Annotated in this window: 25 protein-coding genes; 20 read left to right on the top strand and 5 right to left on the bottom strand. The window is 71.5% G+C overall.

Features of this window, described 5'->3' with window-relative positions; translation table 11 throughout:
* Positions 1-46: 46 nt before the first annotated feature.
* Positions 47-1,387, bottom strand: a complete 1,341-nt coding sequence (locus tag K5S26_RS09475) for an aminotransferase class I/II-fold pyridoxal phosphate-dependent enzyme (protein WP_221857721.1) — start codon at positions 1,385-1,387, stop codon at positions 47-49.
* A 111-nt stretch (positions 1,388-1,498) separates the two neighbouring features.
* On the opposite strand from K5S26_RS09475, the gene pdxS reads away from it, so the two are divergent.
* Genes pdxS through K5S26_RS18725 form a run of 3 tightly spaced genes read left to right on the top strand, consistent with a single transcriptional unit; the run spans position 1,499 to position 3,891 of the window.
* Positions 1,499-2,404 (top strand): pyridoxal 5'-phosphate synthase lyase subunit PdxS, encoded by a 906-nt coding sequence (pdxS, locus tag K5S26_RS09470; RefSeq protein WP_221857720.1) that lies wholly within the window; start codon positions 1,499-1,501, stop codon positions 2,402-2,404.
* Positions 2,398-3,018, top strand: a complete 621-nt coding sequence (gene pdxT / locus K5S26_RS09465) for a pyridoxal 5'-phosphate synthase glutaminase subunit PdxT (RefSeq protein WP_221857768.1) — start codon at positions 2,398-2,400, stop codon at positions 3,016-3,018. Before pdxS ends, pdxT begins: the two co-directional genes overlap by 7 nt.
* 45 nt (positions 3,019-3,063) lie before the next feature.
* The gene (locus tag K5S26_RS18725) at positions 3,064-3,891 is read left to right on the top strand and encodes a DUF2510 domain-containing protein (protein WP_246603789.1); all 828 of its coding nucleotides are present in this window, start codon (positions 3,064-3,066) and stop codon (positions 3,889-3,891) included.
* Between the two features lie 7 nt (positions 3,892-3,898).
* Here K5S26_RS18725 and pdxY read toward each other — a convergent pair whose 3' ends face one another.
* Positions 3,899-4,750: a pyridoxal kinase PdxY gene (gene pdxY, locus K5S26_RS09455; RefSeq protein WP_221857719.1), complete on the bottom strand. Its 852-nt coding sequence runs from the start codon at positions 4,748-4,750 to the stop codon at positions 3,899-3,901.
* Positions 4,751-4,806: 56 nt separating this feature from the next.
* Between pdxY and K5S26_RS09450 the strand changes: the two genes are divergently transcribed.
* From K5S26_RS09450 to K5S26_RS09405, 10 genes are all read left to right on the top strand, one after another.
* Positions 4,807-5,730 (top strand): L,D-transpeptidase, encoded by a 924-nt coding sequence (locus K5S26_RS09450; protein WP_221857718.1) that lies wholly within the window; start codon positions 4,807-4,809, stop codon positions 5,728-5,730.
* Between the two features lie 80 nt (positions 5,731-5,810).
* Complete coding sequence (locus K5S26_RS09445) at positions 5,811-6,575, top strand: YebC/PmpR family DNA-binding transcriptional regulator (RefSeq protein ID WP_221857717.1); 765 nt, start codon at positions 5,811-5,813, stop codon at positions 6,573-6,575.
* Positions 6,576-6,703: 128 nt separating this feature from the next.
* Positions 6,704-7,438, top strand: a complete 735-nt coding sequence (locus tag K5S26_RS09440; protein ID WP_221857716.1) for a phosphotransferase — start codon at positions 6,704-6,706, stop codon at positions 7,436-7,438.
* Positions 7,439-7,505: 67 nt separating this feature from the next.
* Positions 7,506-8,090 carry a crossover junction endodeoxyribonuclease RuvC gene (gene ruvC, locus K5S26_RS09435; protein ID WP_221857715.1) on the top strand — a complete coding sequence of 195 codons (585 nt, stop codon included), beginning with the start codon at positions 7,506-7,508 and terminating at the stop codon, positions 8,088-8,090.
* A gap of 28 nt (positions 8,091-8,118) precedes the next feature.
* Positions 8,119-8,736 carry a Holliday junction branch migration protein RuvA gene (gene ruvA / locus K5S26_RS09430; protein ID WP_221857714.1) on the top strand — a complete coding sequence of 206 codons (618 nt, stop codon included), beginning with the start codon at positions 8,119-8,121 and terminating at the stop codon, positions 8,734-8,736.
* A gap of 4 nt (positions 8,737-8,740) precedes the next feature.
* Positions 8,741-9,763, top strand: a complete 1,023-nt coding sequence (gene ruvB / locus K5S26_RS09425; protein ID WP_221857767.1) for a Holliday junction branch migration DNA helicase RuvB — start codon at positions 8,741-8,743, stop codon at positions 9,761-9,763.
* A gap of 88 nt (positions 9,764-9,851) precedes the next feature.
* Positions 9,852-10,292, top strand: coding sequence for a preprotein translocase subunit YajC (locus K5S26_RS09420; RefSeq protein WP_221857713.1), 441 nt, complete (start codon positions 9,852-9,854; stop codon positions 10,290-10,292).
* A 41-nt stretch (positions 10,293-10,333) separates the two neighbouring features.
* The gene (secD, locus tag K5S26_RS09415; RefSeq protein ID WP_221857712.1) at positions 10,334-12,046 is read left to right on the top strand and encodes a protein translocase subunit SecD; all 1,713 of its coding nucleotides are present in this window, start codon (positions 10,334-10,336) and stop codon (positions 12,044-12,046) included.
* A complete protein-coding gene (gene secF / locus K5S26_RS09410; protein WP_221857711.1) occupies positions 12,046-13,023 on the top strand; it encodes a protein translocase subunit SecF in 978 nt (325 codons plus the stop codon). The genes secD and secF overlap by 1 nt, the downstream gene beginning before the upstream one ends.
* 70 nt (positions 13,024-13,093) lie before the next feature.
* Positions 13,094-15,337: a RelA/SpoT family protein gene (locus K5S26_RS09405; protein WP_221857710.1), complete on the top strand. Its 2,244-nt coding sequence runs from the start codon at positions 13,094-13,096 to the stop codon at positions 15,335-15,337.
* Here the strand turns inward: K5S26_RS09405 and K5S26_RS09400 are convergent.
* The 3 genes from K5S26_RS09400 to K5S26_RS09390 all read right to left on the bottom strand — a co-directional run bounded on the left by K5S26_RS09400 (position 15,324) and on the right by K5S26_RS09390 (position 18,038).
* Positions 15,324-15,905 (bottom strand): type IV toxin-antitoxin system AbiEi family antitoxin, encoded by a 582-nt coding sequence (locus K5S26_RS09400; RefSeq protein WP_221857709.1) that lies wholly within the window; start codon positions 15,903-15,905, stop codon positions 15,324-15,326. The genes K5S26_RS09405 and K5S26_RS09400 overlap by 14 nt on opposite strands.
* 105 nt (positions 15,906-16,010) lie before the next feature.
* On the bottom strand, positions 16,011-17,615 hold the full coding sequence (locus K5S26_RS09395; RefSeq protein WP_308122860.1) for a DUF349 domain-containing protein: 1,605 nt from the start codon (positions 17,613-17,615) through the stop codon (positions 16,011-16,013).
* Between the two features lie 81 nt (positions 17,616-17,696).
* A complete protein-coding gene (locus K5S26_RS09390) occupies positions 17,697-18,038 on the bottom strand; it encodes a dioxygenase (RefSeq protein WP_221857708.1) in 342 nt (113 codons plus the stop codon).
* 120 nt (positions 18,039-18,158) lie between these two features.
* Between K5S26_RS09390 and K5S26_RS09385 the strand changes: the two genes are divergently transcribed.
* The 7 genes from K5S26_RS09385 (at position 18,159) to K5S26_RS09355 (ending at position 26,158) form a co-directional block, all read left to right on the top strand.
* Positions 18,159-19,490 (top strand): replication-associated recombination protein A, encoded by a 1,332-nt coding sequence (locus tag K5S26_RS09385; protein WP_221857765.1) that lies wholly within the window; start codon positions 18,159-18,161, stop codon positions 19,488-19,490.
* A gap of 170 nt (positions 19,491-19,660) precedes the next feature.
* On the top strand, positions 19,661-20,290 hold the full coding sequence (gene rpsD, locus K5S26_RS09380) for a 30S ribosomal protein S4 (RefSeq protein WP_221857707.1): 630 nt from the start codon (positions 19,661-19,663) through the stop codon (positions 20,288-20,290).
* A gap of 211 nt (positions 20,291-20,501) precedes the next feature.
* Positions 20,502-20,699 carry a hypothetical protein gene (locus K5S26_RS09375; RefSeq protein ID WP_221857706.1) on the top strand — a complete coding sequence of 66 codons (198 nt, stop codon included), beginning with the start codon at positions 20,502-20,504 and terminating at the stop codon, positions 20,697-20,699.
* Positions 20,700-20,807: 108 nt separating this feature from the next.
* Positions 20,808-23,468: an alanine--tRNA ligase gene (alaS, locus tag K5S26_RS09370; protein WP_221857705.1), complete on the top strand. Its 2,661-nt coding sequence runs from the start codon at positions 20,808-20,810 to the stop codon at positions 23,466-23,468.
* Positions 23,469-23,481: 13 nt separating this feature from the next.
* The gene (gene ruvX / locus K5S26_RS09365; protein ID WP_221857704.1) at positions 23,482-23,949 is read left to right on the top strand and encodes a Holliday junction resolvase RuvX; all 468 of its coding nucleotides are present in this window, start codon (positions 23,482-23,484) and stop codon (positions 23,947-23,949) included.
* Positions 23,950-23,958: 9 nt separating this feature from the next.
* Entirely contained in the window at positions 23,959-25,305 is a 1,347-nt protein-coding gene (mltG, locus tag K5S26_RS09360) for an endolytic transglycosylase MltG (protein ID WP_221857703.1), read from the top strand.
* Positions 25,298-26,158, top strand: coding sequence for a shikimate dehydrogenase (locus K5S26_RS09355; RefSeq protein ID WP_308122858.1), 861 nt, complete (start codon positions 25,298-25,300; stop codon positions 26,156-26,158). The genes mltG and K5S26_RS09355 overlap by 8 nt, the downstream gene beginning before the upstream one ends.
* The last annotated feature ends 3 nt before the right edge of the window (positions 26,159-26,161 follow it).

The raw sequence follows: 26,161 nt of genomic DNA, 5'->3' as shown, positions 1-26,161 counted from the left end.
CGGGCATGCGGCTTCCGCTCGCGCCGGGGGCTTCAGCTCCGATCGGTCAGCGGGTCGGTCCGCTCGACGCGGCGACGTCGGCCGCGAGCGCCTCGGCGTCGGCATCGGCGAGGTCGTGCACGGTGAGGCGGAGGTGCGCGCCCGGGGCCGACGACGCGCCGAGCACGAACTCGTCGCCGGTGCGGGCGAGCCAGCCACGGTCCTCGAGCCGCGCGGCCACCTCTCGGGCGGGGGCGGCCACGGGCACCCAGAGGCTCAGCCCGTCGCCCGGGACGGCGTCCACGCCGTGGACGGCGAGTCGGGCGGCGAAGGCCTCGTTGCGGGCGGCGTAGTGGAGCCCCGCCCGTGCGATGACCCCGCGGGTCTCGCGATCCGTGAGCAGGGCGTGCGTGAGCCGCTGCAGCAGGTGGCTCACCCACGTCGTGCCCGGGCTGAGGCGCATCGCCAGACGCTCGGCGGTCTGCGGATCCGAGGCGGTGAACGCCAGGCTCATGTCGGGCCCGAGGAACTTCGACACCGAGCGCACCAGCGCCCACCGGCGGTGGTGCGGGCCGACGATCGACAGGAAGGGCCGCTGCGACAGGAGGGAGTAGTGGTCGTCCTCGATGACGAGCACGTGGGGGTGGTCAGCGAGCACGGCGCGCAGGCTCGCGGCGCGACGCTCGGTCAGGCTCGCGCCCGTCGGGTTCTGGGCACGGGGCGTGCACACGATCGCCCGGACGCCCTGATCCAGCGCTGCGCGCAGCCCGTCCACCGTCATCCCCTCGTGGTCGACGGGCACGGGGACGGCGCGGTAGCCCGCCAGGCGCACCGTGTGGATGCTCGCCAGCCAGCAGGGGTCCTCCAGCGCCACGGCGTCGTCTCGCGTGAGCGCCTGCGCCAGAAGTCGCTCGACAGCGTCGACGGCCCCGCCCGTGAGGGTCAGGCTCAGCTCGTCGGGCGCGACGTCGCTCGCCATCCATGCACGTGCCCAGGCGTCGAGGTCGCTGTCGATCACGGGCTCGCCGTAGAGCGCGGGGCGACCGGCGATCGACGGCAGCAGGCGCGACGGGTCCGGGATGAGCGCCGGGTCGGGGTTGCCGGCGCCGACGTCGCGCAGGGCCGTGCCGGTGGCATATCCCTCGCTCGCGACGCGGGCAGGTGACGCGACCCTGGTGCCGGCGCGTCCGCCGGCGACCACGAGACCCGAGCGGCTGAGCAGGCCGTACGCAGCGACGGCCGTGTTGCGGTTCACGCCCAGGTGATCGGCGAGGGCGCGCACGGACGGGAGCGCGTCTCCAGGACGCAGCGCGCCCTCGTCCAGCAGTGCACGCACGCTGTCGGCGATGTCGGCGGCGGTGCGTCCCGCGATCCCGTTCGTCTCGTCTCGTCGCGTCGGCTCGGCCATCCCGAAGAGTGTATGCCGCGGGCGTGCTAGCTTTTGGCCTAGGCCGATGAACTGGCCTAGGCCAATCCTCGCGTCGCGAAGCGCGGAGGATGCGAGGAGAGGACGAGGGCGATGACCACCGCCATCAGTGATTCGACACGGACCGGCACCGGACGCGTGAAGCGGGGGCTCGCCGAGATGCTCAAGGGCGGCGTCATCATGGACGTCGTCACGCCCGAGCAGGCCCGCATCGCCGAGGACGCCGGCGCCGTCGCCGTGATGGCGCTCGAGCGGGTGCCCGCGGACATCCGGGCAGAGGGCGGCGTCTCCCGCATGAGCGACCCCGACATGATCGACGGCATCATCGCCGCGGTCTCCATCCCCGTCATGGCGAAGGCGCGCATCGGCCACTTCGTCGAGGCGCAGGTGCTGCAGGCGCTCGGCGTGGACTACATCGACGAGTCGGAGGTGCTCTCGCCGGCCGACTACGTCAACCACATCGACAAGCAGGCGTTCACGGTGCCGTTCGTGTGCGGCGCGACGAACCTCGGTGAGGCGCTGCGGCGCATCAACGAGGGCGCGGCGATGATCCGCTCGAAGGGAGAGGCCGGCACCGGAGACGTCTCGGAGGCCACGAAGCACATCCGCAGGATCACCGGCGAGATCAACGCCCTGCGATCGATGACCCGGGACGAGCTCTACGTGGCGGCGAAAGAGCTGCAGGCGCCGTACGAGCTGGTGGCGGAGGTCGCGGAGACGGGGACGCTGCCCGTCGTGCTGTTCACGGCCGGCGGCGTCGCGACCCCGGCGGACGCCGCGATGATGATGCAGCTCGGCGCGGACGGCGTCTTCGTGGGATCCGGCGTCTTCAAGTCGGGCGAGCCCGCCAAGCGGGCCGCGGCGATCGTGAAGGCGACGACCTTCCACGACGACCCTCAGGTGATCGCAGAGGTCTCGCGGGGACTGGGCGAGGCGATGGTCGGCATCAACGTCGCAGACCTGCCCGCGCCCCATCGCCTCGCCGAGCGGGGCTGGTGAGCGCGCGAGCCCGCATCGGCATTCTCGCGATGCAGGGCGACGTGCGGGAGCACGCGCGGGTGCTGGAGGAACTCGGCGCGGACGTCGTGCTCGTGCGTCGCGCCGTGGAGCTGGCCGCCGTCGACGGGCTCGTCCTGCCGGGTGGCGAGTCGACCGCGATCGACAGGCTCAGCCGTGCGTTCGGCATGCGCGAGCCGATCCGCGAGGCGATCGCCGGCGGACTCCCGGTCTACGGCACCTGCGCCGGACTGATCCTGCTCGCCGACCGGATGATCGACGGAGCCCCGGGGCAGCAGACCTTCGGCGGACTCGACGTGACCGTGCGGCGCAACGCCTTCGGCGGGCAGGCGGAGTCGTTCGAGACCGCGCTGGACGTTCCGGCTCTCGGCGCGCCCCCGGTGCATGCGGTCTTCATCCGAGCCCCCCTCGTCATCGAGGCCGGCATGGCGCGGCCGCTCGCGGCGCTTCCCGGCGGTGGCGTCGTCGCCGTCGAGCAGGGCGCGCTGCTCGGCACGGCGTTCCATCCGGAGGCCACGGGGGAGACCCGCTTCCACCGGCGATTCCTGGCGAAGGTGGCCTCGCGCCGAGCAGGCCGGCCGCGGAGGTATGGCTAGGCTGGGCCCGCACGGCCACGGCGGCCGACAGGGGAGGCGACGACGATGACCGATGGACAGGGGCAGGGCGGGACGCCCGCAGGCTGGTACGACGACGGCGCCGGTGGACTGCGCTGGTGGGACGGCTCTCAGTGGACGGAGCACCGCGCTCCGCGAGGCGACGACCCGCAGGCCGGAGTAGCCACGGCGACGCAGCCGGAGGGCGAGGACGCTGTCGCCGCCGCGGGAACGACGCCGCCCGCTGCGCGCCCGGCGTCGCGCAAGGGCCTCCTGATCGGGATCATCGCCGGCGCAGTCGTGCTGCTGGCGGGCCTGGTGATCCTCGGCATCTGGCTGGTCTCGCTCCTGGCGCAGCCGGAGGCGGCTCCGGCCCCCGCCCCCGCACCGACCACGAGCGAGTCCACGCCCGCCGCGGGGCCGACCACGCCGGCGCCCGAGGAGACCGAGGGCGGAGAGATCGGCGCGTCGTTCGAGGAGCGCGAGCAGTTCTTCGTGGACCAGCAGCAGCCGCTCGACGGATCGCTGCCGGTGGCCCGCACTCCGGAGCAGATCGCGTTCATCGACGAGCAGCAGGCGTGGGTCGAGTCGCAGGGCGGCACCTGGTCCGAGCAGGCGGAGGGGATCTCCCTCGCCCTCGCTCTCGACGCGTGCGAGACCTCGATCCTGAACGGTCACGAGGTCGACACGACCACGGTGCAGACGCACGTCGCCACGTCACCGCTGATCCAGGGCCAGGTGGACGCGGCGCCGGACCAGGCCGACCAGATCGAGGCGAGCATGCTCAGCATCGCCGTCTTCGGCACGTCGTTCATCTGCGAGGCGGATCACCCGCAGTGGCAGGCGGCCTACGACGAGCTGTATCCCGCCGGCTGAGACCGACTCAGCGGACCCGGCGCGTGGTGAACTCCATGCGCGGGTTCGCGTAGTGCTCTTGCGACTCGACCAGCTGCAGCTCGCGCTCCCCGGAGGCGAGGGTCTGCTCCAGCAGGCCGAAGACGCTGGAGGCCGTCCGCGCCAGGGCGTCGGCGGCGGACCCCGTCGAGCGGTAATGAGCAGTGAAGAGCGCGGCGGTGACGTCGCCCGATCCGTTCGCCTTGAACGGCAGCTGCGGCGTCGTCACGAGCCAGGCGCCGTGCTCGTCGGCGGCGAGCATCTCGATCGTCCCCTCCGGGCGGTCGGGGCGCTCGACGCTCGTGACCAGCACGGTGGCGGGCCCCATCGCGCGGGCGAGATCGATCGACGCCAGCGTCGAGTCGAGATCGAGCGGCGACGTTCCCGTGAGGTAGCCGAGCTCGAACTGGTTCGGAGTGATGACGTCGGCGACGGGGACGACCTTGTCGCGCAGCAGGTCGGGGATCGCGGGTGCCACGAAGCAACCCGACTTCGCGTTGCCCATGACCGGATCGCAGGCGTAGATCGCGCCCGGGTTCGCCTCCTTGACCCGCGCGACCGTGTCGACGATGACGTCCGCGATTCCCTCTCCGCCCTGGTAGCCGGACAGCACTGCGTCGATGCCGGGGAACGCGCCGCGCTCCTCGATGCCGGCGATGACCTCGCGGACGTCCTCGGGGGCGATCAGCGGCCCGCGCCAAGCGCCGTAGCCGGTGTGGTTCGAGAAGTTCACCGTGTATACCGGCAGGACCTCGACGCCGATGCGCTGCAGGGGGAACACCGCCGCGGAGTTGCCCACGTGCCCGTACGCCACCGCCGACTGGATCGAGAGGATCTTCATCCCTCGATCCTCCCACCTGCCGTGCGCTGCGGCGGTCGCTGTGGTGCACTGGGATCGTGAACGGCGGCACAGGTCTCTCGAGGCGGGCCCTGCCGCGCGTCGCACTCGTCGTCGGCGCGGCGGTGCTGGTGGCCGTCGCGGCCTGGGCGGCCGTCGCGCTGCTCGCGCCGCCGTCCGATGCGCAGGCCGGCCCCGCGCGCGCGGTGGGCGCGCAGACTCCGGCCGCTGCGCCCACGCCGACCCCGACACCGACGCCGACAGGCTTCCCCGAGAACACGCGCGCGTACGACCTGAGCGGCCTGCCGGCGGTGGACGTGTTCGCGGTCGTGCCCGAGCTGCCCGTCGACGACGAGCCGTTCGCCGCGCTCGAACCGCTGCTGGCGCAGCCGGCCGCCGCGGCCGCGCCCGTGTTCGCCGACCCCCGGGGCGAGCCGGTGGCGCAGCTGCCGCAGACGCAGACGTACGGCGGCACCGTGGTGCCGGTCGTCGAGCGTCAGGACCACTGGGTGCGGGTGCTCCTCGCCGGGCGGCAGGGACTGCCGGGAGACGGCGACCCCTCGCAGCTGTCGGGGTGGATCAGGGTGTCCGACGTGACGCTGAGCGCCGCCACGCAGCGCGTCGAGGTGGACATCTCGGACCGCACCGTGCGCATCGTGACGGAGGGCGGCGACGAGGAGCTGATCGCCGACGATCTCGCCTGGGGCACCGCCGAGACGCCCACGCCGCTCGGTCGCTCCTTCCTGATGTTCACCGACGTCGTGGAGGAGTTCGCGTACACGCGGGGCAACCCGCTCGTGTACCTCTCCGTGCAGTCGCCGACCCTCGCCGGCTTCGGCGGGCAGTCGGTGGCGGTCACCGCTTTCCACTACCACGATCAGCGCAGCGGGCCCATCTCGAACGGATGCCTCCGGGTGCCGGCCGAGGCCACCGCGCGGCTCGCCGACCTGCCCCCCGGCACCCCCGTCTACATCAGCGAGTGAGGCGGGCGGCCTCCGTCTCGTAGAATGTCCCGTGGCCCGGTGCGCGAGCGCCGAGCCGATGTCGGCAGAGCGGGAGAGTCATGTCAGGTCATTCCAAGTGGGCAACGACCAAGCACAAGAAGGCGGTCATCGACGCCAGGCGTGCCAAGTCGTGGGCCAAGCTGATCAAGAACATCGAGGTCGCGGCCAAGCTCGGCGGCGCCGACCAGGCCGGCAACCCCACGCTGTTCGACGCCGTGCTGAAGGCCAAGAAGACGTCGGTGCCGAAGGACAACATCGACCGCGCGATCAAGCGCGGTGCGGGCATCGGCGGCGAGTCGGTCGACTACACGACGATCATGTACGAGTGCTACGCGCCCGGTGGCGTCGCGATGCTCATCGAGTGTCTGACGGACAACAAGAACCGTGCGGCGGCGGAGGTGCGCACGGCCGTGACGCGCAACGGCGGCAACATGGCCGACCCGGGCAGCGTGTCCTTCAACTTCGAACGCAAGGGCGTCATCGTCGCCTCGGGCGAGGGCACCACCGAGGACGACGTCATGCTCGCCGCGCTCGAGGCGGGCGCTCTCGAGGTCGAGCCCCACCCCGCGGGCTTCGAGATCGTCACCGAGGCGAGCGACCTCGTGTCGGTCCGCACCGCGCTGCAGGACGCCGGGATCGAGTACGAGTCGGCGGACGCCGAGTTCGTCGCGAACGTCAAGGTGCCCGTCGACGCCGACGCCGCACGCAAGGTCTTCAAGCTGATCGACGCTCTCGAGGACAGCGACGACGTGCAGAACGTGTTCACGAACATCGATCTGACCCCGGAGGTGCAGGCCGAGCTCGAGGACGACGACGAGGACTGAGCCTTGCCCGACGGCGGCGCCCCACCCGGTCATCCGGATGGGGCGCCGCCGTCTTCGGGCGCCGTCGCTCGTCGGTCCGCCCCGCCGTCGCGGAGTCCTCGCGTGCGGCGTGCGACTAGCGTAGGACGATGCCGAGCGCCGACGAGGAGATGCTCAGCGGGGGCAATACCGCACCGGTCGTGCGCGTCGGCGACACCGTCCGACGTGCGACGGGTCGCTGGACTCCGGCTGTGCACAGGCTCCTCCGGCTGTGCGAGGACGCCGACGTCCCGGGTGTGCCGCGGGTGCGGGGCGTCGACGGCCGGCACAGGGAGATCCTGAGCTTCGTGCCGGGAGCGGTCCTGGCCGAGGCCGATCCGAACGTGCTCTGGTCGCGCGAAGTGCTGCGCGCGGCGGCCCGCCTGCTGCGCCGGATCCACGACGCGGCCACGCCGCTCGCCGCGGCAGGCCTCACGTGGCGCCTGCCTCCGCGGGAGCTCGCGGAGGTGGTGTGCCACAACGACTTCGCCCCCTACAACCTGCTCGTCCAGGACGGCGAGCTGAGCGGAGCGATCGACTTCGACTTCGCCGCGCCGGGACCGCGATTGTGGGATGTCTCGTACCTCGCGTACCGGATGGCGCCGTTCGCCGAGGACGCGCAAGGCTTCGACGCTGCACGGTTCGGCTCGGCGGACGAGCGGGCCGGGGAGCTGGTCGCCGCGTACGGCATGCGATGGTCGGCGGACGAGGTGCGCGCCATGGCAGCGGAACGTCTGCAGGAGCTCGCGTCCTACACCGAGGGCCGGGCTGCTGTGACCGGGCGCGAGGACTTCGTCGCCCACGCCGCGATGTATCGCCGCGACGCCGCCAGGCTGCGGGGCTGATCGCCGAGGTCGTGGGCCGACGGCGCTTCGTCGTCGCGATCGCGGCGGGTCCGCCTACGCTGAGCGGGTGAGCCCCTTGCGCGTCCTCGGCATCGATCCGGGACTGACCCGCTGCGGCGTCGGAGTCGTCGACGTCGCGCGGGATCGAACGGCCACACTCGTGCACGTGGGCGTCGTGCGGACCTCTCACGAGCTGCCGATCGCCGAGCGGCTCGCCGCCATCGCCGCAGGCATCCGCGAGGTGCTGGAGGCGCACGAGCCTCACGTCGTCGCGGTGGAGCGGGTGTTCGCACAGCACAACCTCCACTCCGTCACCGGAACGGCACAGGCGAGCGGCGTGGCGCTCATGCTGGCCGCTGAGCGGGGCATCCCCGCGGCGACGCACACACCCTCCGAGGTGAAGGCCGCGGTGACCGGCTACGGGGCGGCCGACAAGCGGCAGGTGCAGGCCATGGTCCAGCGCGTGCTCCGACTCGACACGCTGCCCCAGCCCGCCGACGCCGCCGACGCGCTCGCGCTCGCGCTCACCCATGCGTGGCGCGGCGGCGTCTCGGCACAGGCCCACGGGGCCGACACGGCGCTCACCCCGGCCCAGCGAGCGTGGGCCGAGGCTGAGAAGCGCTCCCGCCGGTCGCGTGTCGCTCGAACATAGGTGCGAACCGCCGCCCTAGGCTGGACGCATGATCTCCTCCCTGCGCGGCACGGTCCTGCACGCCGGCACCGACAGCGTGATCGTCGAGGTCGGGGGAGTCGGCTTCTCGGTCGCCGTCCCGCCGGACGTCGCGCGCACCGCGCACGTGGGCGAGACGCTGCTGCTGCACACCAGCCTGATCGTGCGTGAGGACGCCCTGTCGCTGTTCGGCTTCGCGGACCGCGCCGAGCTGGACGTGTTCGGAGCGATGCTCTCCGTCTCCGGAGTGGGCCCGAAGTCGGCGCTCGGCGTGCTCTCGGCCCTGACCGTCGACCAGATCGCGGCCGCCGTCGCCGAAGACGACGACAAGCCGTTCCGCAAGGTGTCCGGCATCGGCCCCAAGACGGCCAAGCTGATCGTCGTCCAGCTGCAGGGAAGGCTCGCGCCGCCGGCGGAGAACAGCGCCCCGGAGAAGGCGCCGACGGACGTCGTGGCGCGCGTCGTCCAGGCGGTGGCCGGGCTCGGCTGGCCCGAGCGGGTCGCGGGCGACGCGGTCGCGCAGGCGGCGGAAGCGGCATCCGATGCCGATCGCGCGTCGGTGCAGGCCCTCCTGCGGCTGACGCTCGCCCTCCTCGGCCCGGCGAAGCAGGGCGCGCCGCGTGGCTGACGACATGCCGGTGACGTCGGAGGACGCGCTCGACGAGGGCGAGCTGGCCGTGGAGGGAGCTCTGCGTCCCGCGACGCTCGCCGAGTTCGTCGGGCAGCACAAGGTGCGCGGGCAGCTGCAGCTGCTGCTGGACGCCGCGAGGATCCAGCAGCGTCCCGCCGATCACATCCTGCTGGCGGGCCCTCCCGGCCTCGGCAAGACCACTCTCGCGATGATCGTCGCCCAGGAGAGCGAGCGGCCGCTGCGGCTCTCCAGCGGCCCCGCCATCCAGCACGCAGGCGACCTCGCGGCGCTCCTGTCGAGCCTGACCCCCGGCGAGGTGCTCTTCATCGACGAGATCCACCGGATGGCGCGTTCGGCGGAGGAGATGCTGTACCTCGCCATGGAGGACTTCCGGATCGACATCATGGTCGGCAAGGGAGCGGGAGCCACCAGCATCCCGCTCGATCTCGCGCCGTTCACGCTCGTCGGCGCGACCACGCGATCGGGGCTGCTGCCCAACCCGCTCCGCGACCGCTTCGGGTTCACCGCTCACCTCGAGTACTACGAGAGCGGCGAGCTCGAGCGTGTGGTCGAGCGGTCCGCGGCCGTGCTCGGCGTCGCGCTCGGCGCCGAGCAGCGCGCAGAGATCGCGCGGCGTTCTCGGGGCACCCCGCGCATCGCGAACCGGCTGCTGCGGCGGGTACGCGACTACGCGCTCGTCCACGCGGGGGGCGCGGCCGCCGAGGTGCGCGAGGTGCGTGCCGCGCTCGAGCTGTACGACGTTGACGAGATCGGCCTCGACCGCCTCGACCGCGCGGTGCTCGAAGCGCTGGTGCGGCGATTCCGCGGCGGTCCGGTGGGGCTGTCGACTCTCGCGGTCGCCGTGGGCGAGGAACCGGACACCGTCGAGAGCGTCGTCGAGCCGTATCTCGTCCGCATCGGCTTCATGGGGCGTACGCCCCGAGGGCGCGTCGCGACGCCCGAGGCGTACGCCCATCTGGGAGTCGCCCACGCGGACGGGACGCTGAAAATCGATGACCTATAATCGCTGAAGGTCTGGGCGTCATCCGCCCGCTTCCCCGATTCGCGCCGACGCCGGCGCGTGCGCATACGCGAAAGGCACTCCCCGCCCCATGGATCCGAACATCCTCCTGCTTGTCGTCCTCGTCGCGCTGCTCGTCTGGATGTTCTTCAGCTCGCGCCGACGCCAGCAGAAGATGCGCGACGAGCAGGCGCTGAAGGCCGAGAAGCTGGTTCCGGGAGCGCGTGTCATGACCCGCTCCGGACTGTTCGGCACCCTCGTCGCCTACGACAAGGACGACCTGTCGCAGCCCGCCAAGGTCGAGATCGCCGACGGCGTCGTCGTCGAGCTGCACACGCAGGCCGTCGACCTCGCGCCGGAGGGGACCGCGCCGGTGGTCGACGAGACCGACGAGACCGAGGTCATCGAAGAGGATGTCCGCGCCGACGAGGCCGCCGACGCCGTGGCGGAGACCCCTGGCACCTACACGGTCAACGGCATCGAGACGGACGAGCTCCCCGGCGCCGGCAAGGGCGACGACAAGAAGGACTGAGCCTCGGCTCCGTCCCCTCCCGCTGCAGAAAGCTGACGTCCGTGGCGACATCCACTCCTGCGCGCCGTGCCTGGCGCGTTCTCACCGGTCTGCTGGTCATCACCGCCGTGCTCTTCGGCGCCAACGCCCTCGGCGTGCACGTCTTCAAGGGCGGCACCTGGGTGCCCGAGCTGGCGCTCGACCTGCAGGGCGGCACGCAGATCGTCCTCGAAGCGCAGACGGAGGGGGCGGACCCGTCCTCCGAGCAGCTGGCGCAGGCCGTCGCCATCATGCGTCAGCGCGTCGACGCGTCCGGCGTCGGCGAGTCGGAGATCTCCACCCAGGGATCGAAGAACATCGTCGTGCAGATCCCGGGCGTCGCCGACGAGCAGACGCGCGAGCGCATCCAGAACAGCGCGCAGCTCGAGCTGCGCGCCGTGATCTACGCGTCGGAGCCGACGAACACCTTCGTGGGTGACGACGGCGAGGAGACGCCGTATCCGACCGCCGATCCGTCGCTGAACGCCACTCCGTCGACAGAGCCGTCCAACGGCTCGGACCCGGCGTGGGTCAGCGACCTCCTGTGGGCCGAGTTCCTCGCGTACTCGTGCGCCGACGACAGCAACGACCCGACGTCCGCGCCGGCCGATCAGCCGCTCATCACCTGCGACACGTCGGGCACGGCGAAGTACATCCTCGGCCCGGTCGAGATGGACGGGTCGTCGATCGTCGACGCGACGAACGGCATGGACCCGCAGAACGGCCGCTGGAGCGTCAACCTCAGCTTCGACAGCGAGGGCACGGAGACCTTCGGCGAGATCAGCCAGCGGCTCTACGGCCAGCAGTCGCCGCTGAACCAGTTCGCGTTCGTGCTGGACGGATCGATCATCTCGGCGCCCTCGATGGACGCCGTCATCACCAACGGCAAGCCGAGCATCTCCGGCGGCGGCATCGACCAGGACACCTCGAAGACGCTCGCCGACCAGCTCAAGTTCGGTGCTCTGCCGCTGAGCTTCGAGGTGGTCAGCTCCGACACGATCTCCGCCACGCTCGGATCGCAGCAGCTGCAGAGCGGGCTCATCGCGGGGCTCATCGGCCTCGTCCTGGTCGGCCTGTTCGTGGTGCTGGTGAGCTATCGATCGCTCGGCTTCGTGATCATCGCCTCGCTCGGCGTCATGGCGGTGCTGACGTACATCCTGCTCTGCCTGCTGTCGTGGCGTCTCGGCTACCGCCTGTCGCTCGCGGGCGTCGCGGGCCTGATCGTGACGATCGGCTTCACGGCGGACTCGTTCATCGTGTACTTCGAACGCATCCGCGACGAGCTGCGTGACGGCAAGGGCGTGACCGTGGCCGTCGAGGACGGCTGGGCCCGCGCGAAGCGCACGATCTACATCTCGAAGTCGATCAACGTGCTGGCGGCCGTGGTGCTCTACATCCTGGCCGACGCCACCGTGAAGGGCTTCGCGTTCACGCTGGGGCTCACGACGGTGCTGGACGTGCTGATCTTCGTGATGTTCACCCACCCGGTCATGCAGCTTCTCGTCCGCACGCGCTTCTTCGGCGAGGGCCACCCGCTGTCCGGGCTCGACCCGGCGGCGCTCGGCGCCGTGTACCGCGGACGCGCCACGTTCCGGACGCCCGTCGCCGCGGCCGGACGGCAGAAGCGGTCGCGCGGCGAGGCGGAGCGGCGGCAGACCATCGCCGAGCGGAAGCAGGCCGAGCTCGCGGCATCGTCGGACAAGAGCGCCTCCGGCGCCGAGGAGGAGAACGCCTGATGCGCTCCATGACCGAGTTCGGCAACGACCTCTACACGGGCAAGACCTCCTTCCCGTTCATCGCCCGCCGGCGGGCGTGGTTCATCGTCGCGATCGTGCTGGTCGCGCTGTCGTCCATCGCCCCGTTCCTGCGCGGCGTCGAATTCTCCGTCGAGTTCACGGGCGGCTCGCAGTTCGTGGTGTCGGCGCCGGCGTCGACCGATCAGGACGTCGCGACCGACACCGTCGAGGAGAGCGTCCCCGGCACGACTACCAAGGTCACCACGATCGGGCAGCGCGACATCCGCGTCCAGACGTCACAGCTGACGACCGATGAGACGGAGCGCGTCAGCGCGGCGCTGGCGGAGGCCTACGAGGTCGACGGCAGCGAGGTGACCGCGTCCTTCATCGGACCGAGCTGGGGCGCGGACGTCACCCGCCAGTCCCTCTGGGGCCTCGCGATCTTCCTGGCGCTGACGTTCCTGATCCTCGCCATCTACTTCCGCACCTGGAAGATGTCGGCCGCCGCCATGGTCGGCGTCCTGGACGTTCTCATCGTGACGATCGGCATCTACGCCCTCTGCGGCTTCGAGATCTCGCCGGCGGCGGTGATCGGGTTCCTCACGATCCTCGCGTACTCGTTGTACGACACCACGGTGGTGTTCGACAAGATCAGAGAGAACACCGCGGAGGACGCCGAGGCGACCGGTCGCACGTTCGGCGAGTCGGTGAACCTCGCGGTGAACCAGACGCTGGTGCGCTCGATCAACACGTCGGTGGTCGCGGCCCTGCCCGTGGCGGCGATCCTGTTCATCGGCTCCCTCTGGCTGGGTGCCGAGACCCTGTCGGACATCTCGCTGTCGATCTTCGTCGGCATCCTCGTGGCGACCTACTCGACGCTGTTCGTCGCGGCTCCGCTGTACGCGCTCTTCCGGGAGCGCGAGCCCGCCATCCGGCAGGGCGACGAGAGGGTGCTCGCGGCCCGTGCCGGCGCCTGATGGTGCCGCGCCCGGGCGTAGGATGTTCGAATCCGCACGCGTATCCGGGGAGCGGGGGAGGAGGCGCGGCATGGCCGATCAGGTGACGTCCCAGACGCCGAGCCTTCGGCGCCTCGTGCCGAGGATCTTCTCCCGCGCCGCGAGGCACGTCGACCTCACGCGGCTCATCACGACCGTGCGCGCGAACCACCCGCGCGGCGACATGGCGGTGATCGAGCGGGCGTACGCGGTCGCCGACGAGAAGCACCGCGGGCAGAAGCGGCAGAGCGGCGAGCCTTACATCACCCACCCGCTCGCGGTCGCGCAGATCCTGGCCGAGCTGGGGCTCGGGCCCCGGGCGATCGCCGCTGCCCTGCTGCACGACACCGTCGAGGACACGGGCTACCCGCTCGACGAGCTGCGTGCCGAGTTCGGCGACGAGGTCGCCCTGCTGGTCGACGGCGTGACGAAGCTCGACAAGGTCAAGTACGGCGAGAGCGCCCAGGCCGAGACCGTCCGGAAGATGATCGTGGCGATGTCGAAGGACATCCGGGTGCTGGTCATCAAGCTGGCCGACCGTCTCCACAACGCGCGGACATGGGGCTTCGTGCCGCCCGAGAAGGCCAAGAAGAAGGCCACGGAGACGCTCGAGATCTACGCGCCGCTCGCGCATCGACTCGGCATCCAGGCGATCAAGTCGGAGCTCGAGGACCTCTCGTTCGCCGTGCTGCATCCGAAGATCTACAACGAGATCGACAGCCTCGTGAAGCAGCGCACGCCCCAGCGCGAGCAGTACGTGCAGAGCGTGATCGACGCCGTGTCCCGGGACCTGCACGAGCTGCGGATCCGGGGAACGGTCGTCGGCAGGCCCAAGCAGCTGTACTCGGTGTACCAGAAGATGGTCGTCCGAGGCCGCGAGTTCGACGACATCTACGACCTCATCGGCATCCGCGTGATCGTGGCCACCGTGCGCGACTGCTATGCCGTGCTCGGCTCGATCCACGCCCGCTGGCGCCCGCTGCCCGGGCGCTTCAAGGACTACATCGCCACCCCCAAGTTCAACCTCTACCGCTCGCTGCACACCACCGTGATCGGGCCGGGCGGGCGCACGGTGGAGATCCAGATCCGCACGCAGGAGATGCACCAGCAGGCGGAGTTCGGCGTCGCCGCGCACTGGAAGTACAAGGAGCGCATGGCGGGCGCCAAGCCCGACCAGAAGTCGGTGGACACCGACATGGCCTGGCTGGCGAGGATCTCCGACTGGGAGTCGGAGACCAAGGACCCGGGCGAGTTCCTGGACTCCCTGCGCTTCGAGATCGGCGCGAAGGACGTCTACGTGTTCACCCCGAAGGGCAAGGTCATCGGCCTGCCCGCCGGCGCCACGCCCGTCGACTTCGCGTACGCCGTGCACACCGAGATCGGGCACCGCACCATGGGCGCCAAGGTCAACGGCCGGCTGGTGCCGCTCGAGTCGACGCTGAGCTCTGGCGACGTGGTCGAGGTGTTCACGTCCAAGAACCCGGACGCGAGCCCCAGTCAGGACTGGCTGGCGTTCGTCAAGAGCACTCGCGCCCGCAACAAGATCCGCGGCTGGTTCACGAAGGAGCGGCGCGACGAGGCGATCGAGCAGGGGAAGGACGCGATCGCCCGGGCGATGCGCCGCCATCACCTTCCGCTGCAGCGTCTGAAGGAGTCGCTGCAGGACGTCGCAGACCTCATGCACTACGACGACGTCTCGGCGCTGTACGCCGCGGTGGGCGAGGGCCACGTCTCCACCCAGTCGGTGCTCGAGAAGGTCACCTCCCTCATCCAGACCGGCGAGGAGACCACCACCGAGCAGGTCGAGCTGCCGCCGACCGTCAGCCAGCGCCGTCCGCGAGGCGGCGACTCGGGCGTTCTGGTGAGAGGCGCCGACGACATCCTGGTGAAGCTCGCGAAGTGCTGCACTCCCGTCCCCGGTGACGAGATCGTCGGCTTCATCACGCGCGGGAGCGGCGTCTCGGTGCACCGAGCCGACTGCACCAACGTGAAGTCGCTGGAGTCCGACCCGGCTCGGATGATCGACGTGACCTGGGCGCCGACCACGAAGAGCGTGTTCCTGGTCCAGATCCAGGTCGAGGCGCTCGACAGGTCGGGACTGCTCTCGGACGTCACGCGGGTGCTCACCGAGCACCACGTGAACATCCTCTCGGCCACCGTCTCCACGACCAAGGAGCGCCTCGCCATCAGCCGCTTCGTGTTCGAGATGGGCGACGCCGTGCACCTCGATCGCGTGCTCAACGCGGTGCGCCGCATCGACGCCGTGTACGACGTCTACCGCGTCACGTCCTCGTAGGGCGCTCCGGCACGCTCAGCGGCGCCATCGCGCCTCCGTCGCCGCCGATGACGGCGTCGATGAAGCGCCGTGCCGGTCGACGACCGGGGAAGCGCAGGTGCGAGTCCAGCCAGGCGATCGCCTCCCGTGTCACCTCCGGGGTGGCGATCCGCCTCGCAGCCGCCGCGCCGGTCGGGTCGTCGTCTCCGATGCGCGCGAGCTCGACGAGCGTCCGCGCCCGGCTCGACACCCGTACCCCGCCGATGCGCACCACGTCCGCGTCGTCCAGCGCGGTGTCCCGGAACCGCACGCGATGGTCGATCGGACGCTTCGTCCGCGACCTGCCCCGCTGGACGTGATGCACGCGCGGGGGCAGCCCGAGTGCGCCGTGCACCCAGGCGGCGCTGTGCCCGATCGCGATCAGGTCGTCGCCGAGGACGGGGCGGAGCGTCGCCGCCCGCAGGAAGGGCGTCTCGAGCGCGTGCGCGGGAACGTGGGCGTCTCCGACGACCACGAGGTCGCCATCGAGGCGCGCCGCCGAGAGCTCAGCGGGTGAGAGCCCGCCGTGCCCGAATTCCATGAAGAGCATGCGAGCAGTCTGACGCGAGACGACGAGGGCGCGCGGCCCGGTGTGGATAACCGGGCCACGCGCCCTGCGAGCCGGGAAGAGGCTCGCGCGTCCTCTGTCCCTCGATCAGCCGCCGATGGCCTTGAGCCAGGCGCGCCGCGCCTCGAGCGCCTCCTTGGCGGAGGACTCGGCCTTCTTGTCGCCCTTCGCCTGGGCTGCTGCCAGCTCGCTCTCGAGCTTCTCGATAGCGTCCTCGAGCTGGCGGGTCGCGTCGTTCGCGCGTGCCTTGGTCTCGGGGTTGTTGCGCTTCCAGTCGACCTCTTCACGACCGCGCAGCTCCTGCTCGATCCGTCGAAGCTGGTCGTCGAGGCCGCGCTCGGTGTCGCGCGGGAAGATCCGCCCCACCTCGTCCCAGCGGCGCTGGATGCCGGTGAGCAGGCGCCGCGCCTCGGTGATGTCGGAGGTGTCGCCGACGACCTTCGCCTCCTCGAGCAGCGCCTTCCGCGCCTCGATGCGCGGCGCCGACTCGGCCTGCTCGGCCGCGTCGCGCTCGGCACGCGCGGAGTAGAGGGCGTCCCCCGCGGCCTTGAAGCGCGCCCAGAGGGCGTCGTCCACCTTGCGACCGGCCCGACCGGCGGACTTCCACTCGTCGAGCAGCGCGCGGTACGCCGGGATGCCGTCCTCGCCCTTGGGCGCGAGCGCCTCGGCCCGCTCGATGATGCGCGTCTTCTGGTCGCGCGCGCTCTTGTGCGTCTCGTCGAGCTCGGCGAAGAAGGCACGGCGATGGCGCTCGACCGTCGATCGCGCGTCCCGGAAGCGCTTCCAGAGCGCCTGTCCCGTCGCCTTCGGCAGGCGCGGGGCGTCCTTCTGGTGCTGCTGCCACTCCTCGAAGGCCGCGGTGAGCTCGGCCGTGGCCTGCTTCCACTGGATGCTGCGCGGCTCGCGCGCGGCGAGTGCCTCGACGCGCTCGACGATCGCGGTGCGCTGGGCCACGGCCTCGTCGACGGCGGCGCGGTGCGCCGCGGCCTCCTCTGCGCTGGCCTCGGCGAGCGACGCCGTGAGGGCGTCGAGCAGGTCGGTGAGGCCGGCGAGGTCGCCGACGACGGCCGCACCCACGACCTCCTCGCGGAGCTTCTTCGCCTGGCTGCGCAGATCGGAAGCCGAAGCCCCACCGCGAAGGCGCCGCTGCGCCAGCGTGCGCACGCGCAGCGCGAGATCGTCGAACTTCCGCTCGTAATAGGCGAGCGCCTCGTCCGGCGTGCCGTCCGGGTACTCGCCGACCACACGCCACTCGTCGCTCTCGCGCACCGACACCACGCCGGCCTCGTCCACCCGGCCCCAGGCGGCCTCCTTCGCCTCCTTGGGGGCGGCCGCCGGAGCGACGGGCTCGCCCTCGGACGCCGTGATCGACTCGATCACCTGCGCCGTCTCGGCGGCGGCGGCATCGCCCTCGGCAGCCGGCTCCGGCGCCTCGTCGGGGCTCGGCAGGGGATCGACCTGCTCGGCGGCCGGCTCTTCGGCCTCGGAAACCGGCTCTTCGGCCTCGGCAGCCGGCTCGGCGGCCTCGGAAACCGGCTCTTCGGCCACGGGCGCGTCGGTGACGGACTCGTCCACCGGTGCGCTCTCGGTGGAGCTCGTCTCCGAGCTGTCGTCGGCGGTGGATTCGACCGGACCCGCGGCGGCGGTGTCGGGGGCGGTTTCGTCAGTGGGGGTGTGATCGGAATTCGTCACGGGAGGCTCCTTGCGCGGTGACCGCGGGAGGGGACAGGACGCGCCCCAGCCTAGTACCCCGCCGACCGTCGGGCCGGGCGCTCAGTCGTCCGGCGTCACCGTCGGAGAGGGGGTGCTCGTCGGCTCCGGCGACACCGTCTCGCCGGGGGTCTCCGCCGGCGCCGGGCTCTCCGACGTCGCCGGCGTCTCCGCGGGGGCCGGAGCGTCGGACGCCGCACCGGGGCCGACGCCGTAGAACAGCGCCTGGGCGCCGATCGCGGCGGCCACCAGCGCGCCGGCGACACTCGTGGCGACGATGTTGTCGCGTCGCCGGCGCCGGGCCTGCGACTGGTGGTGCTGCACACGCGCCTCGTACAGGCGTGCGCGCTCGCGCACCTCGCGCGCGGCGCGCTCCTTCGCGGAGCCCCTGCCACCTGCGGCCATGACTGCGGTCCTCTCGACGTGGGTCGCCCGTTCGGGCGCGGCCACGAGCATACGGAGCCGCGGCGCTCACGTCGAAATCCGGCCTGGCGTGTCCGTGGGCCCGACTAGCCTGGACAGGTGATGTCGACGGGTGCGCTCTTCCAAGGGCAGACGCCGCTCGCGGTGCGGATGCGCCCCACCTCCCTCGATGAGGTCGCGGGCCAGGCGCACCTCCTGCGCGCGGGATCGCCGATCGTCGCGCTCGCGGACCCGGACGCCCAGGCGCCGGGTACGGTGTCGGTGATCCTCTGGGGTCCGCCGGGCACCGGGAAGACCACGCTCGCCCAGGCGATCGCCCGCTCGTCCGGACGCCGCTTCGTCGAGCTGTCGGCGATCACGGCCGGCGTCAAGGACGTGCGCGAGGTCATGCAGGAGGCGCTCGACCAGCGCGACCTGTACGGGCACTCCACCATCCTCTTCCTGGACGAGATCCACCGTTTCACGAAGGCGCAGCAGGACGCGCTGCTGCCCGGCGTCGAGAACGGATGGGTCATCCTCATCGCCGCGACCACCGAGAACCCCTCGTTCTCCGTGATCTCGCCGCTGCTCTCGCGCTCGCTGCTGCTCACGCTGCAGCCCCTCACCGACGACGATCTGGAGCGCCTCGTCGACCGTGCGGTGGAAGACCCCCGCGGGCTGGCCGGGACGGTGGAGCTCACACCGGAGGCGCGCGCCGCCCTCATCCGCCTGGCCTCGGGCGACGCCCGCCGAGCGCTCACGGCGCTGGAGGCGAGCGCGGGCGTCGCGGTCTCCGAGTCGGGCGAGGACGGCGGCGAGCGGCCGGCGGTGACCGACGAACACGTCGCCCAGGCTGTCGATCGGGCTCTGCTTCGCTACGACCGGCAGGGCGACGAGCATTACGACGTGATCAGCGCGTTCATCAAGTCGATCAGGGGGTCCGACGTCGACGCGTCGATGCACTATCTCGCCCGCATGATCGAAGCCGGCGAGGATCCTCGTTTCATCGCCCGTCGGCTCGTGATCTCGGCGTCGGAGGACATCGGTCTCGCCGACCCGCAGGCGCTGCAGATCGCCGTGGCCGCGGCCGACGCGGTCGCGTTCATCGGCATGCCCGAGGGGCGGATCCCGCTTGCCGAGGCGACCGCGTACCTGGCGACCGCCGCGAAGTCGAACGCCGCGTACAACGCGATCAACGCGGCGATCGCCGACGTCAAGGCGGGCCGGTTCGGGAGGGTCCCGCTCCACCTGCGCGACGCGCACTATGCCGGGGCGAAGCGCCTCGGTCATGGCAAGGGATACGTCTACCCCCACGACAGCGAGGTCGGCGTCGTGGCTCAGCAGTATCTGCCGGACGAGCTCCGCGGACGCCGCTACTACGACCCGAAGCCCCACGGCGCGGAGCGCGAGGTCGGGGCGCGGCTGGAGAAGCTGCGGCGGATCCTGGGGGAGTGAGGGCCGGCCCATGGGTGGTCGGGACGCCGTCTGGTAAGCTGGATCGGCTCGACATCCGGGCACATCCCCTTTCGCTGTATCCCTCAGGTGGGTAGACGTACGCCTGAATCGGATGGGAGGGGACTGTACGTCCGAGCGCCGCGACAGCCGCGGCCTCGTGAAAGGAAACCATGGTTACCAAGTCCCAGGACCGCCGTAAGGTCCGCCTGTCGCGCGCCCTCGGCGTCGCGCTGACCCCGAAGGCCGCGCGCTACCTCGAGAAGCGCCCCTACGGCCCCGGCCAGCACGGTCGCACGAAGCGCAAGCAGGACAGCGACTACGCCGTCCGTCTGCGCGAGAAGCAGCGTCTGCGCGAGCAGTACGGCATCCGCGAGAAGCAGCTGCGCATCGCGTTCAACGAGGCGCGCCGCACCGACGGCCTGACGGGTGAGAACCTCGTCGAGCTGCTCGAGATGCGCCTCGACGCGCTCGTGCTGCGTTCGGGCTTCGCCCGCACCACGGCGCAGGCCCGCCAGTTCGTCGTGCACCGCCACATCCTCGTCGACGGAAAGATCGTGGACCGCCCGTCGTTCCGCGTGAAGCCGGGCCAGACCATCGAGGTCAAGGCCAAGAGCGAGGCCATGGAGCCGTTCCAGGTGGCCGCCGCCGGTGGTCACGCCGAGGTTCTGCCGAACGTCCCGGCCTACCTCGAGGTCGAGCTCGACAAGCTCCAGGCGAAGCTCGTCGCCCGCCCGAAGCGCGCTCAGGTGCCCGTCACCTGCGACGTGCAGCTGGTCGTCGAGTACTACGCGGCGCGCTAAGCGGCGCTTAGTACTCAGGAGCGTAGTGCTCAGGAGCGTAGCGACCAGACAAGCACTGGTCTCGCGGGCTCGCGAGAGCGAGACCGCCTACGCTGCGCGCTAAGCGACGCGGAACGCTGGGAGGGCGTCGGGGCTTCGGCCTCGGCGCCCTCCGGCGTCTACGATGGGGAGAACGCCGCGACGCGCGGCGCCGGACCGGAGGATCGGTGAGATGAAGAACGTGCTGTGGTTCCTGCTCGGCCTCGTCGGCGGCTTCGTCGCCGCGCACTTCCTGAACAAGGACCCACGGGGCGCGGAGGTGCTCGCCGACATCGACGCGCGCATCGACGAGTTCGTCGACCGCATCGGCGAGGCGTACCGCGTCGAGGAGGCCCGCCGCTCGTCGACCGGCGACGCCCCCGCCGCCTGACCCCACTCGACCTTCAGCCGTCGCCCGAGACGGCGGCTCCCGCATGCACCGCGGCGTGTCCCGCAAGGGACCGCTCCGCCCCCACCAGTCAAGGACGAAGCACCCCACATGAAGACCGCGGATATCGCGCAGCGCTACCTCGACTACTTCGAGAAGAACGACCACCTCATCGTGCCCTCGGCCTCGCTGGTCAGCGACGACCCGTCGCTGCTGTTCACGGTCGCCGGAATGGTGCCGATGATCCCGTACCTGACGGGCGTCGTTCCTGCGCCGCACCCGCGCATCGCCGACCTGCAGAAGTGCATCCGCACCAACGACATCGAAGAGGTCGGTCGCACCGCCCGGCACGGGACCTTCTTCCAGATGCTGGGCAACTGGTCGTTCGGCGACTACTTCAAGGAGGGGGCCATCCGCTACGCCTGGGAGCTGCTGACCAGCTCCGAGGCCGACGGCGGACTCGGCTTCGACGAGCGGGACCTCTGGGTGACCGTCTACGAGACAGACGATGAGGCCGAGGCCATCTGGCGCGACGTCATCGGCCTCAAGCCCGAGCGCATCCAGCGGCTCGGCCGGGCGGACAACTACTGGAACACCGGGCAGCCGGGCCCCGGCGGCCCCGACTCCGAGATCTTCTTCGACCGCGGGCCGGCCTACGGCCAGGACGGCGGCCCGGCGGCCGACGACACCAGGTTCCTGGAGATCTGGAACCTGGTGTTCATGCAGGACTTCATCGAGAACATCCGCGGCAAGACCGAGTTCGACATCGTCGGCGAACTTCCGATGAAGAACATCGACACGGGCATGGGCCTCGAGCGCGTCGCCTTCCTGAAGCAGGGTGTCGAGAACATGTACGAGACCGACCAGGTCCGCCCGGTGCTCGACCGTGCCTCGGAGCTGACAGGCCGCCGCTACGGCGCGGACGCGGAGGACGACGTGCGCTTCCGCATCGTCGCCGACCACGTGCGGTCCTCGCTCATGCTGCTGTCCGACGGCGTCACGCCGTCGAACGAGGGGCGCGGCTACATCCTGCGCCGTCTGATGCGACGCAGCGTGCGTGCCATGCGTCTGCTCGGCGTCGAGGAGGCGACCTTCCCCGCGCTGTTCGAGGCGTCGCGCGACGCGATGAAGGAGGCCTACCCGGTCGTCGAGACGGACTGGCAGCGCCTGTCGTCGTACGCGTTCGCCGAGGAGGAGACGTTCCTGCGGACGCTGACCGCCGGCTCGACGATCCTCGACACCGCCGTGGCGAAGACCAAGGCGACCGGCAGCGAGACGCTCGCCGGCGACCAGGCATTCCTGTTGCACGACACGTACGGCTTCCCGATCGACCTCACGCTGGAGATCGCCGAGGAAGCGGGGATCGGCGTCGATCGCGCGGCGTTCGACACGCTCATGCAGGAGCAGCGTCAGCGGGCGAAGGCGGACGCCCGCTCGCGCAAGCGCGCGATCGCCGACGTCAGCGTCTATCGGGACTTCCGGGCGCTCGGCGAGACCGTCTTCACCGGCTACACGGATCTCGAGACCGAGTCCCGCGTGCTCGGGGTGCTGGTCGACGGCGTCGCCACGGGCCGCGCCTCGGCGGGTCAGATCGCGGAGGTGATCCTCGCCGAGACCGCGCTCTACGCGGAGTCGGGCGGCCAGGTCGCCGATCGCGGAACGATCGTCGGGCCGGGATACGAGCTCGAGGTGCTCGACGTGCAGCGGCCGGTGCCGGGACTGATCAGCCACACCGTGGAGGTGACGCGCGGCGAGGTCGGCGTGGATCAGCCGGCCACGACGATCGTCGATGCGGCGAACCGGCGCTCGGCCCAGCAGGCGCACTCGGCCACCCACCTCGTGCACGCGGCGCTGCGCGACACGCTCGGGCAGGGCGCGACCCAGGCTGGATCGTTGAACCGCGCGGGCTACCTCCGCTTCGACTTCACGTGGGGGCAGGCGCTGAGCGGCGCGACCCGCAGCGAGATCGAGGAGATCGCCAACAACGCCGTGCGCGACAACCTCGAGGTGACGACGCGCGTGATGTCGCTCGACGACGCCAAGGCCGCGGGCGCGATGGCGCTCTTCGGCGAGAAGTACGGCTCGACCGTTCGCATGGTCGACATCGGCGGCCCCTGGTCGCGCGAGCTCTGCGGCGGCACGCACGTGGGCGCCAGCGCCGAGATCGGCCTGATCAGCCTCGTCGGGGAGTCGTCGGTCGGCGCGTCCAACCGGCGCGTGGAGGCGCTGGTGGGTCTCGACGCCTTCCGGGAGCTCACCGCGGAGCGCGCGCTCGTGGCGGAGCTGTCGACGTCGCTCAAGGCGCCGAAGGACCAGCTGACCGCGCGCATCGCCGAGCTGACGGCCAGCCTCAAGGCCGCGGAGAAGAAGATCGCCGCCTTCGAGGCGCGCGCTCTCGCCGACCGAGTGCCCGCCATCGCCCAGACCGCTCAGCGCGCGGGGTCGGTGAACCTCGTCGCCGAGTCGGTCGGCGAGGTCGGCTCCGCGGACGACCTGCGCAGCCTGGCGACGTCCGTGCGCGAGCGGCTCGGCTCCGAGTCGGCCGTCGTGGTGCTCGTCGGCACGGCGGGCGAGCGGGTGCTCGCCATCGTCGCCACCAACGAGGCGGCCCGGGCCGCCGGTGCGAAGGCCGGCAACCTGGTGAAGGTCGTGCTCGAGCACGTCGGCGGACGCGGGGGCGGGCGCGACGACATGGCGCAGGGCGCGGGCACCGACAGCGCGGCGATCCCCGCCGCGTTCGACGGCGTCCGCCGGGCGCTCGCGGCCGCATGACCGGAACCGCCCGATGACAGGTTTCCGGCGCGGAGTGCGCCTCGGCGTCGACGTCGGCAAGGCGCGGATCGGAGTCGCACGCTGCGATCCGGACGGAATGCTGGCGGTTCCCGTGGAGACCGTCCCGCGCGATGACCGCTCGATCGCGCGGCTGGTCGAGCTCTCGACCGAGCACGAGCCGCTCGAGTTCGTGGTCGGCCTGCCCCTGAACATGCGCGGGGAGGACACGCCGTCGACGACGGACGCGCGCGAGTTCGCCGCGCGTCTCGCGGCGGCGCAGAGCGCCCCGGTGCGGCTGGTGGACGAGCGCCTCAGCACCGTCAGCGCTCACGGTGCGCTGCGGCAGTCCGGGAGATCCCAGAAGGCGTCTCGTAGCATTGTCGATCAGGTCGCCGCGGTGGTGCTGCTCCAGCACGCCATCGACAGCGAGAAGCGCACCGGGGCGGCCGCCGGTAGCCCCGCCGGCCTGCCCGAGGAGTAGACCCCGCTCATGACCGATCCGTCGTCCGACGAGACCGCCCCCCTGACGCGCCGCCAGGCCCGAGAGGCCGCGCACGCCACCGACCGGCCCACGCTGCCGGGGGAGGCGGTCCGCGGCGTGGTCGCGCGGGAAGGCGCCGACGCGCCGGCCCCGGCGACCCTGGCCGAGACCGCAGCGCGCACGACGCCGGCGACAGAGCCCGCGCAGGGCCAACCGACCGGCGCAGGGCTCGAGGACCTCTTCGTGCCGGAGAACGTGGTGGAGCCGAAGCCCCGCCGACGAGGCCGCGGGTGCCTGGTCGTGCTGGTGATCCTCCTCGCCATCGTCGGCGGCATCGCCATCGGTGGCGTGTGGGTGGCGAACACCTACGGCGATCGGATCTCTGCGTTCTTCGGCTGGGACGGCCCGAGCGACTACGAGGCCGGGGAGGCCACCGGCGAGGCCGTCATCACGATCGCCGAGGGCGACGGGGGAGAGGCGATCTCCCAGACGCTGTACGACGCGGGAGTGACGCTCAAGCCCGACTCGTTCTACGACCACCTGATCGACTCCGGCGCTGTCCCGACGTTCTACCCGGGCGTGTACCAGCTGCAGCAGAAGATGACGTCCGAGGCCGCTCTCGCGGCGCTGGAGGACCCGGAGAGCAAGCTCGAGAACACCGTGCTGATCACCGAGGGCAGCTTCGCCGAGGACGCGCTGGAGAACATCGCGTCTGTGACGGAGGTGCCGCTCGAGGATCTCCAGGCCGAGGCGGCCGACTACACGAAGTACGGCGTGCCCGCCGAGGCCCCCAGTATCGAGGGCTTCCTCTTCCCGGCGACGTACACGTTCCCGCCCGAGGCGACGGCAGAGGACGTCATCCGCACGCTGGTCGACGAGATGAACGAACGCCTGGACGCTCTCGGCGTCGCCGAGGCCGACCGCTTCGAGACGCTGACGATGGCGGCGCTCGTACAGCGCGAGTCCGGCGGCGACGACGACATGGCCAAGATCGCGCGGGTGTTCTACAACCGCATCGACCAGGGGATGCTGCTGCAGTCCGACGCCACCGTGGCTTACGGAGCCGGCAGCACGCACACGGTGTGGACCACGGACGAGCAGCGCGCCGACGCCTCGAACCCCTACAACACCTACGTCCACGAGGGGCTGCCTGCAGGACCGATCGGGTTGCCGGGCGAGTCGGCGATCCGGGCGGCCGCGGACCCGGCGGACGGCGACTGGCTCTACTTCGTGCCCGTGAACCTGGCGACCGGCGAGACGGTCTTCTCGAGCACGCTGGCCGAGCATGAGGCCGCGGTGGCGCGCCTGCAGGCCTGGTGTCAGGAGAGCGAAGAGAACGCCGCCTACTGTGAGTGAGGCCGCCCGGCTGGCGGTCTGGGGCGACCCGATCGCGCACAGCCGCTCGCCGCAGCTGCACTCCGCCGCCTACGCGACGCTCGGACTCGACTGGACGTTCGAGCGCGTCCGGGTTGCGGAGGACGCGTTCGACGGCGTGCTCGCCGGCCTGGACGGGTCGTGGCGCGGGCTCGCGGTCACCATGCCGCTGAAAGAGCGCGCCTGGCGGGCGAGCACGTGGCGGGATCGACGCGCCGAGCTCACGGGCGCCGTCAACACGCTCCTGCTGCCGCATCCGGACGTGCCCCGCCCGGAGGGCGCGCCCGCCGGGGGACCCGTCGGCTTCAACACGGACGTCGGCGGCATCGTCGCCGCGCTCGCGGACGAGGGCATCACCCGCGTGCAGCGGGTGCGGGTGATCGGCGCCGGGGCAACCTCGGCGTCCGCGGTCGTCGCGGCGGCCGAGCTGGGCGCACAAGAGGTCGGGATCGTCGCCCGCCGTCCCGAGCGCGCCGCACCGCTCGCGGAACTGGGAGCGCGGCTGGGGATGGACGTCGTCGTCGAGGGATTCGACGGCGCGCACACCGGCGTCGATCTGACGGTCTGCGCGCTGCCGGGCGGGACCTCGCTGCCGGAAGACCACGCGGACGCCCTCGCGGCGGCGGGCGGCGCGCTGTTCGACGTCGCCTACCACCCCTGGCCCTCTCATCTGGCCTCCCGCTGGCGAGACGCTCCCGCGATCCCCGGGCTCGGCATGCTGCTGCACCAGGCGGTGCTGCAGGTGCGCATCTTCACGACCGGGACGGCGGATGCGCCGCTCGCCGACGAGGACGCCGTGCGCGCATCGATGCGCTCGGCTCTCGTGGGAGACTAGGCG

The organism is Microbacterium marinilacus (assembly GCF_019753765.1).
GTDB lineage: Bacteria > Actinomycetota > Actinomycetes > Actinomycetales > Microbacteriaceae > Microbacterium > Microbacterium marinilacus.
This window is presented reverse-complemented; position numbering and strand designations above follow the sequence as displayed.

Bases quoted from the DNA above. Each gene is read 5' to 3' on its own strand.
- K5S26_RS09445 (WP_221857717.1), top strand. From the start codon at position 5,811: ATGTCAGGTCATTCCAAGTGGGCAACGACCAAGCACAAGAAGGCGGTC.
- K5S26_RS09440 (WP_221857716.1), top strand. From the start codon at position 6,704: ATGCCGAGCGCCGACGAGGAGATGCTCAGCGGGGGCAATACCGCACCG.
- K5S26_RS09405 (WP_221857710.1), top strand. From the start codon at position 13,094: ATGGCCGATCAGGTGACGTCCCAGACGCCGAGCCTTCGGCGCCTCGTG.
- mltG (WP_221857703.1), top strand. From the start codon at position 23,959: ATGACCGATCCGTCGTCCGACGAGACCGCCCCCCTGACGCGCCGCCAG.
- alaS (WP_221857705.1), top strand. From the start codon at position 20,808: ATGAAGACCGCGGATATCGCGCAGCGCTACCTCGACTACTTCGAGAAG.
- K5S26_RS09375 (WP_221857706.1), top strand. From the start codon at position 20,502: ATGAAGAACGTGCTGTGGTTCCTGCTCGGCCTCGTCGGCGGCTTCGTC.
- K5S26_RS09475 (WP_221857721.1), bottom strand. From the start codon at position 1,387: ATGGCCGAGCCGACGCGACGAGACGAGACGAACGGGATCGCGGGACGC.
- secF (WP_221857711.1), top strand. From the start codon at position 12,046: ATGCGCTCCATGACCGAGTTCGGCAACGACCTCTACACGGGCAAGACC.
- K5S26_RS09385 (WP_221857765.1), top strand. From the start codon at position 18,159: ATGTCGACGGGTGCGCTCTTCCAAGGGCAGACGCCGCTCGCGGTGCGG.
- K5S26_RS09390 (WP_221857708.1), bottom strand. From the start codon at position 18,038: ATGGCCGCAGGTGGCAGGGGCTCCGCGAAGGAGCGCGCCGCGCGCGAG.
- K5S26_RS09400 (WP_221857709.1), bottom strand. From the start codon at position 15,905: ATGCTCTTCATGGAATTCGGGCACGGCGGGCTCTCACCCGCTGAGCTC.
- K5S26_RS09420 (WP_221857713.1), top strand. From the start codon at position 9,852: ATGGATCCGAACATCCTCCTGCTTGTCGTCCTCGTCGCGCTGCTCGTC.
- ruvB (WP_221857767.1), top strand. From the start codon at position 8,741: ATGCCGGTGACGTCGGAGGACGCGCTCGACGAGGGCGAGCTGGCCGTG.
- ruvX (WP_221857704.1), top strand. From the start codon at position 23,482: ATGACAGGTTTCCGGCGCGGAGTGCGCCTCGGCGTCGACGTCGGCAAG.
- K5S26_RS18725 (WP_246603789.1), top strand. From the start codon at position 3,064: ATGACCGATGGACAGGGGCAGGGCGGGACGCCCGCAGGCTGGTACGAC.
- ruvA (WP_221857714.1), top strand. From the start codon at position 8,119: ATGATCTCCTCCCTGCGCGGCACGGTCCTGCACGCCGGCACCGACAGC.
- pdxS (WP_221857720.1), top strand. From the start codon at position 1,499: ATGACCACCGCCATCAGTGATTCGACACGGACCGGCACCGGACGCGTG.
- pdxY (WP_221857719.1), bottom strand. From the start codon at position 4,750: ATGAAGATCCTCTCGATCCAGTCGGCGGTGGCGTACGGGCACGTGGGC.
- rpsD (WP_221857707.1), top strand. From the start codon at position 19,661: ATGGTTACCAAGTCCCAGGACCGCCGTAAGGTCCGCCTGTCGCGCGCC.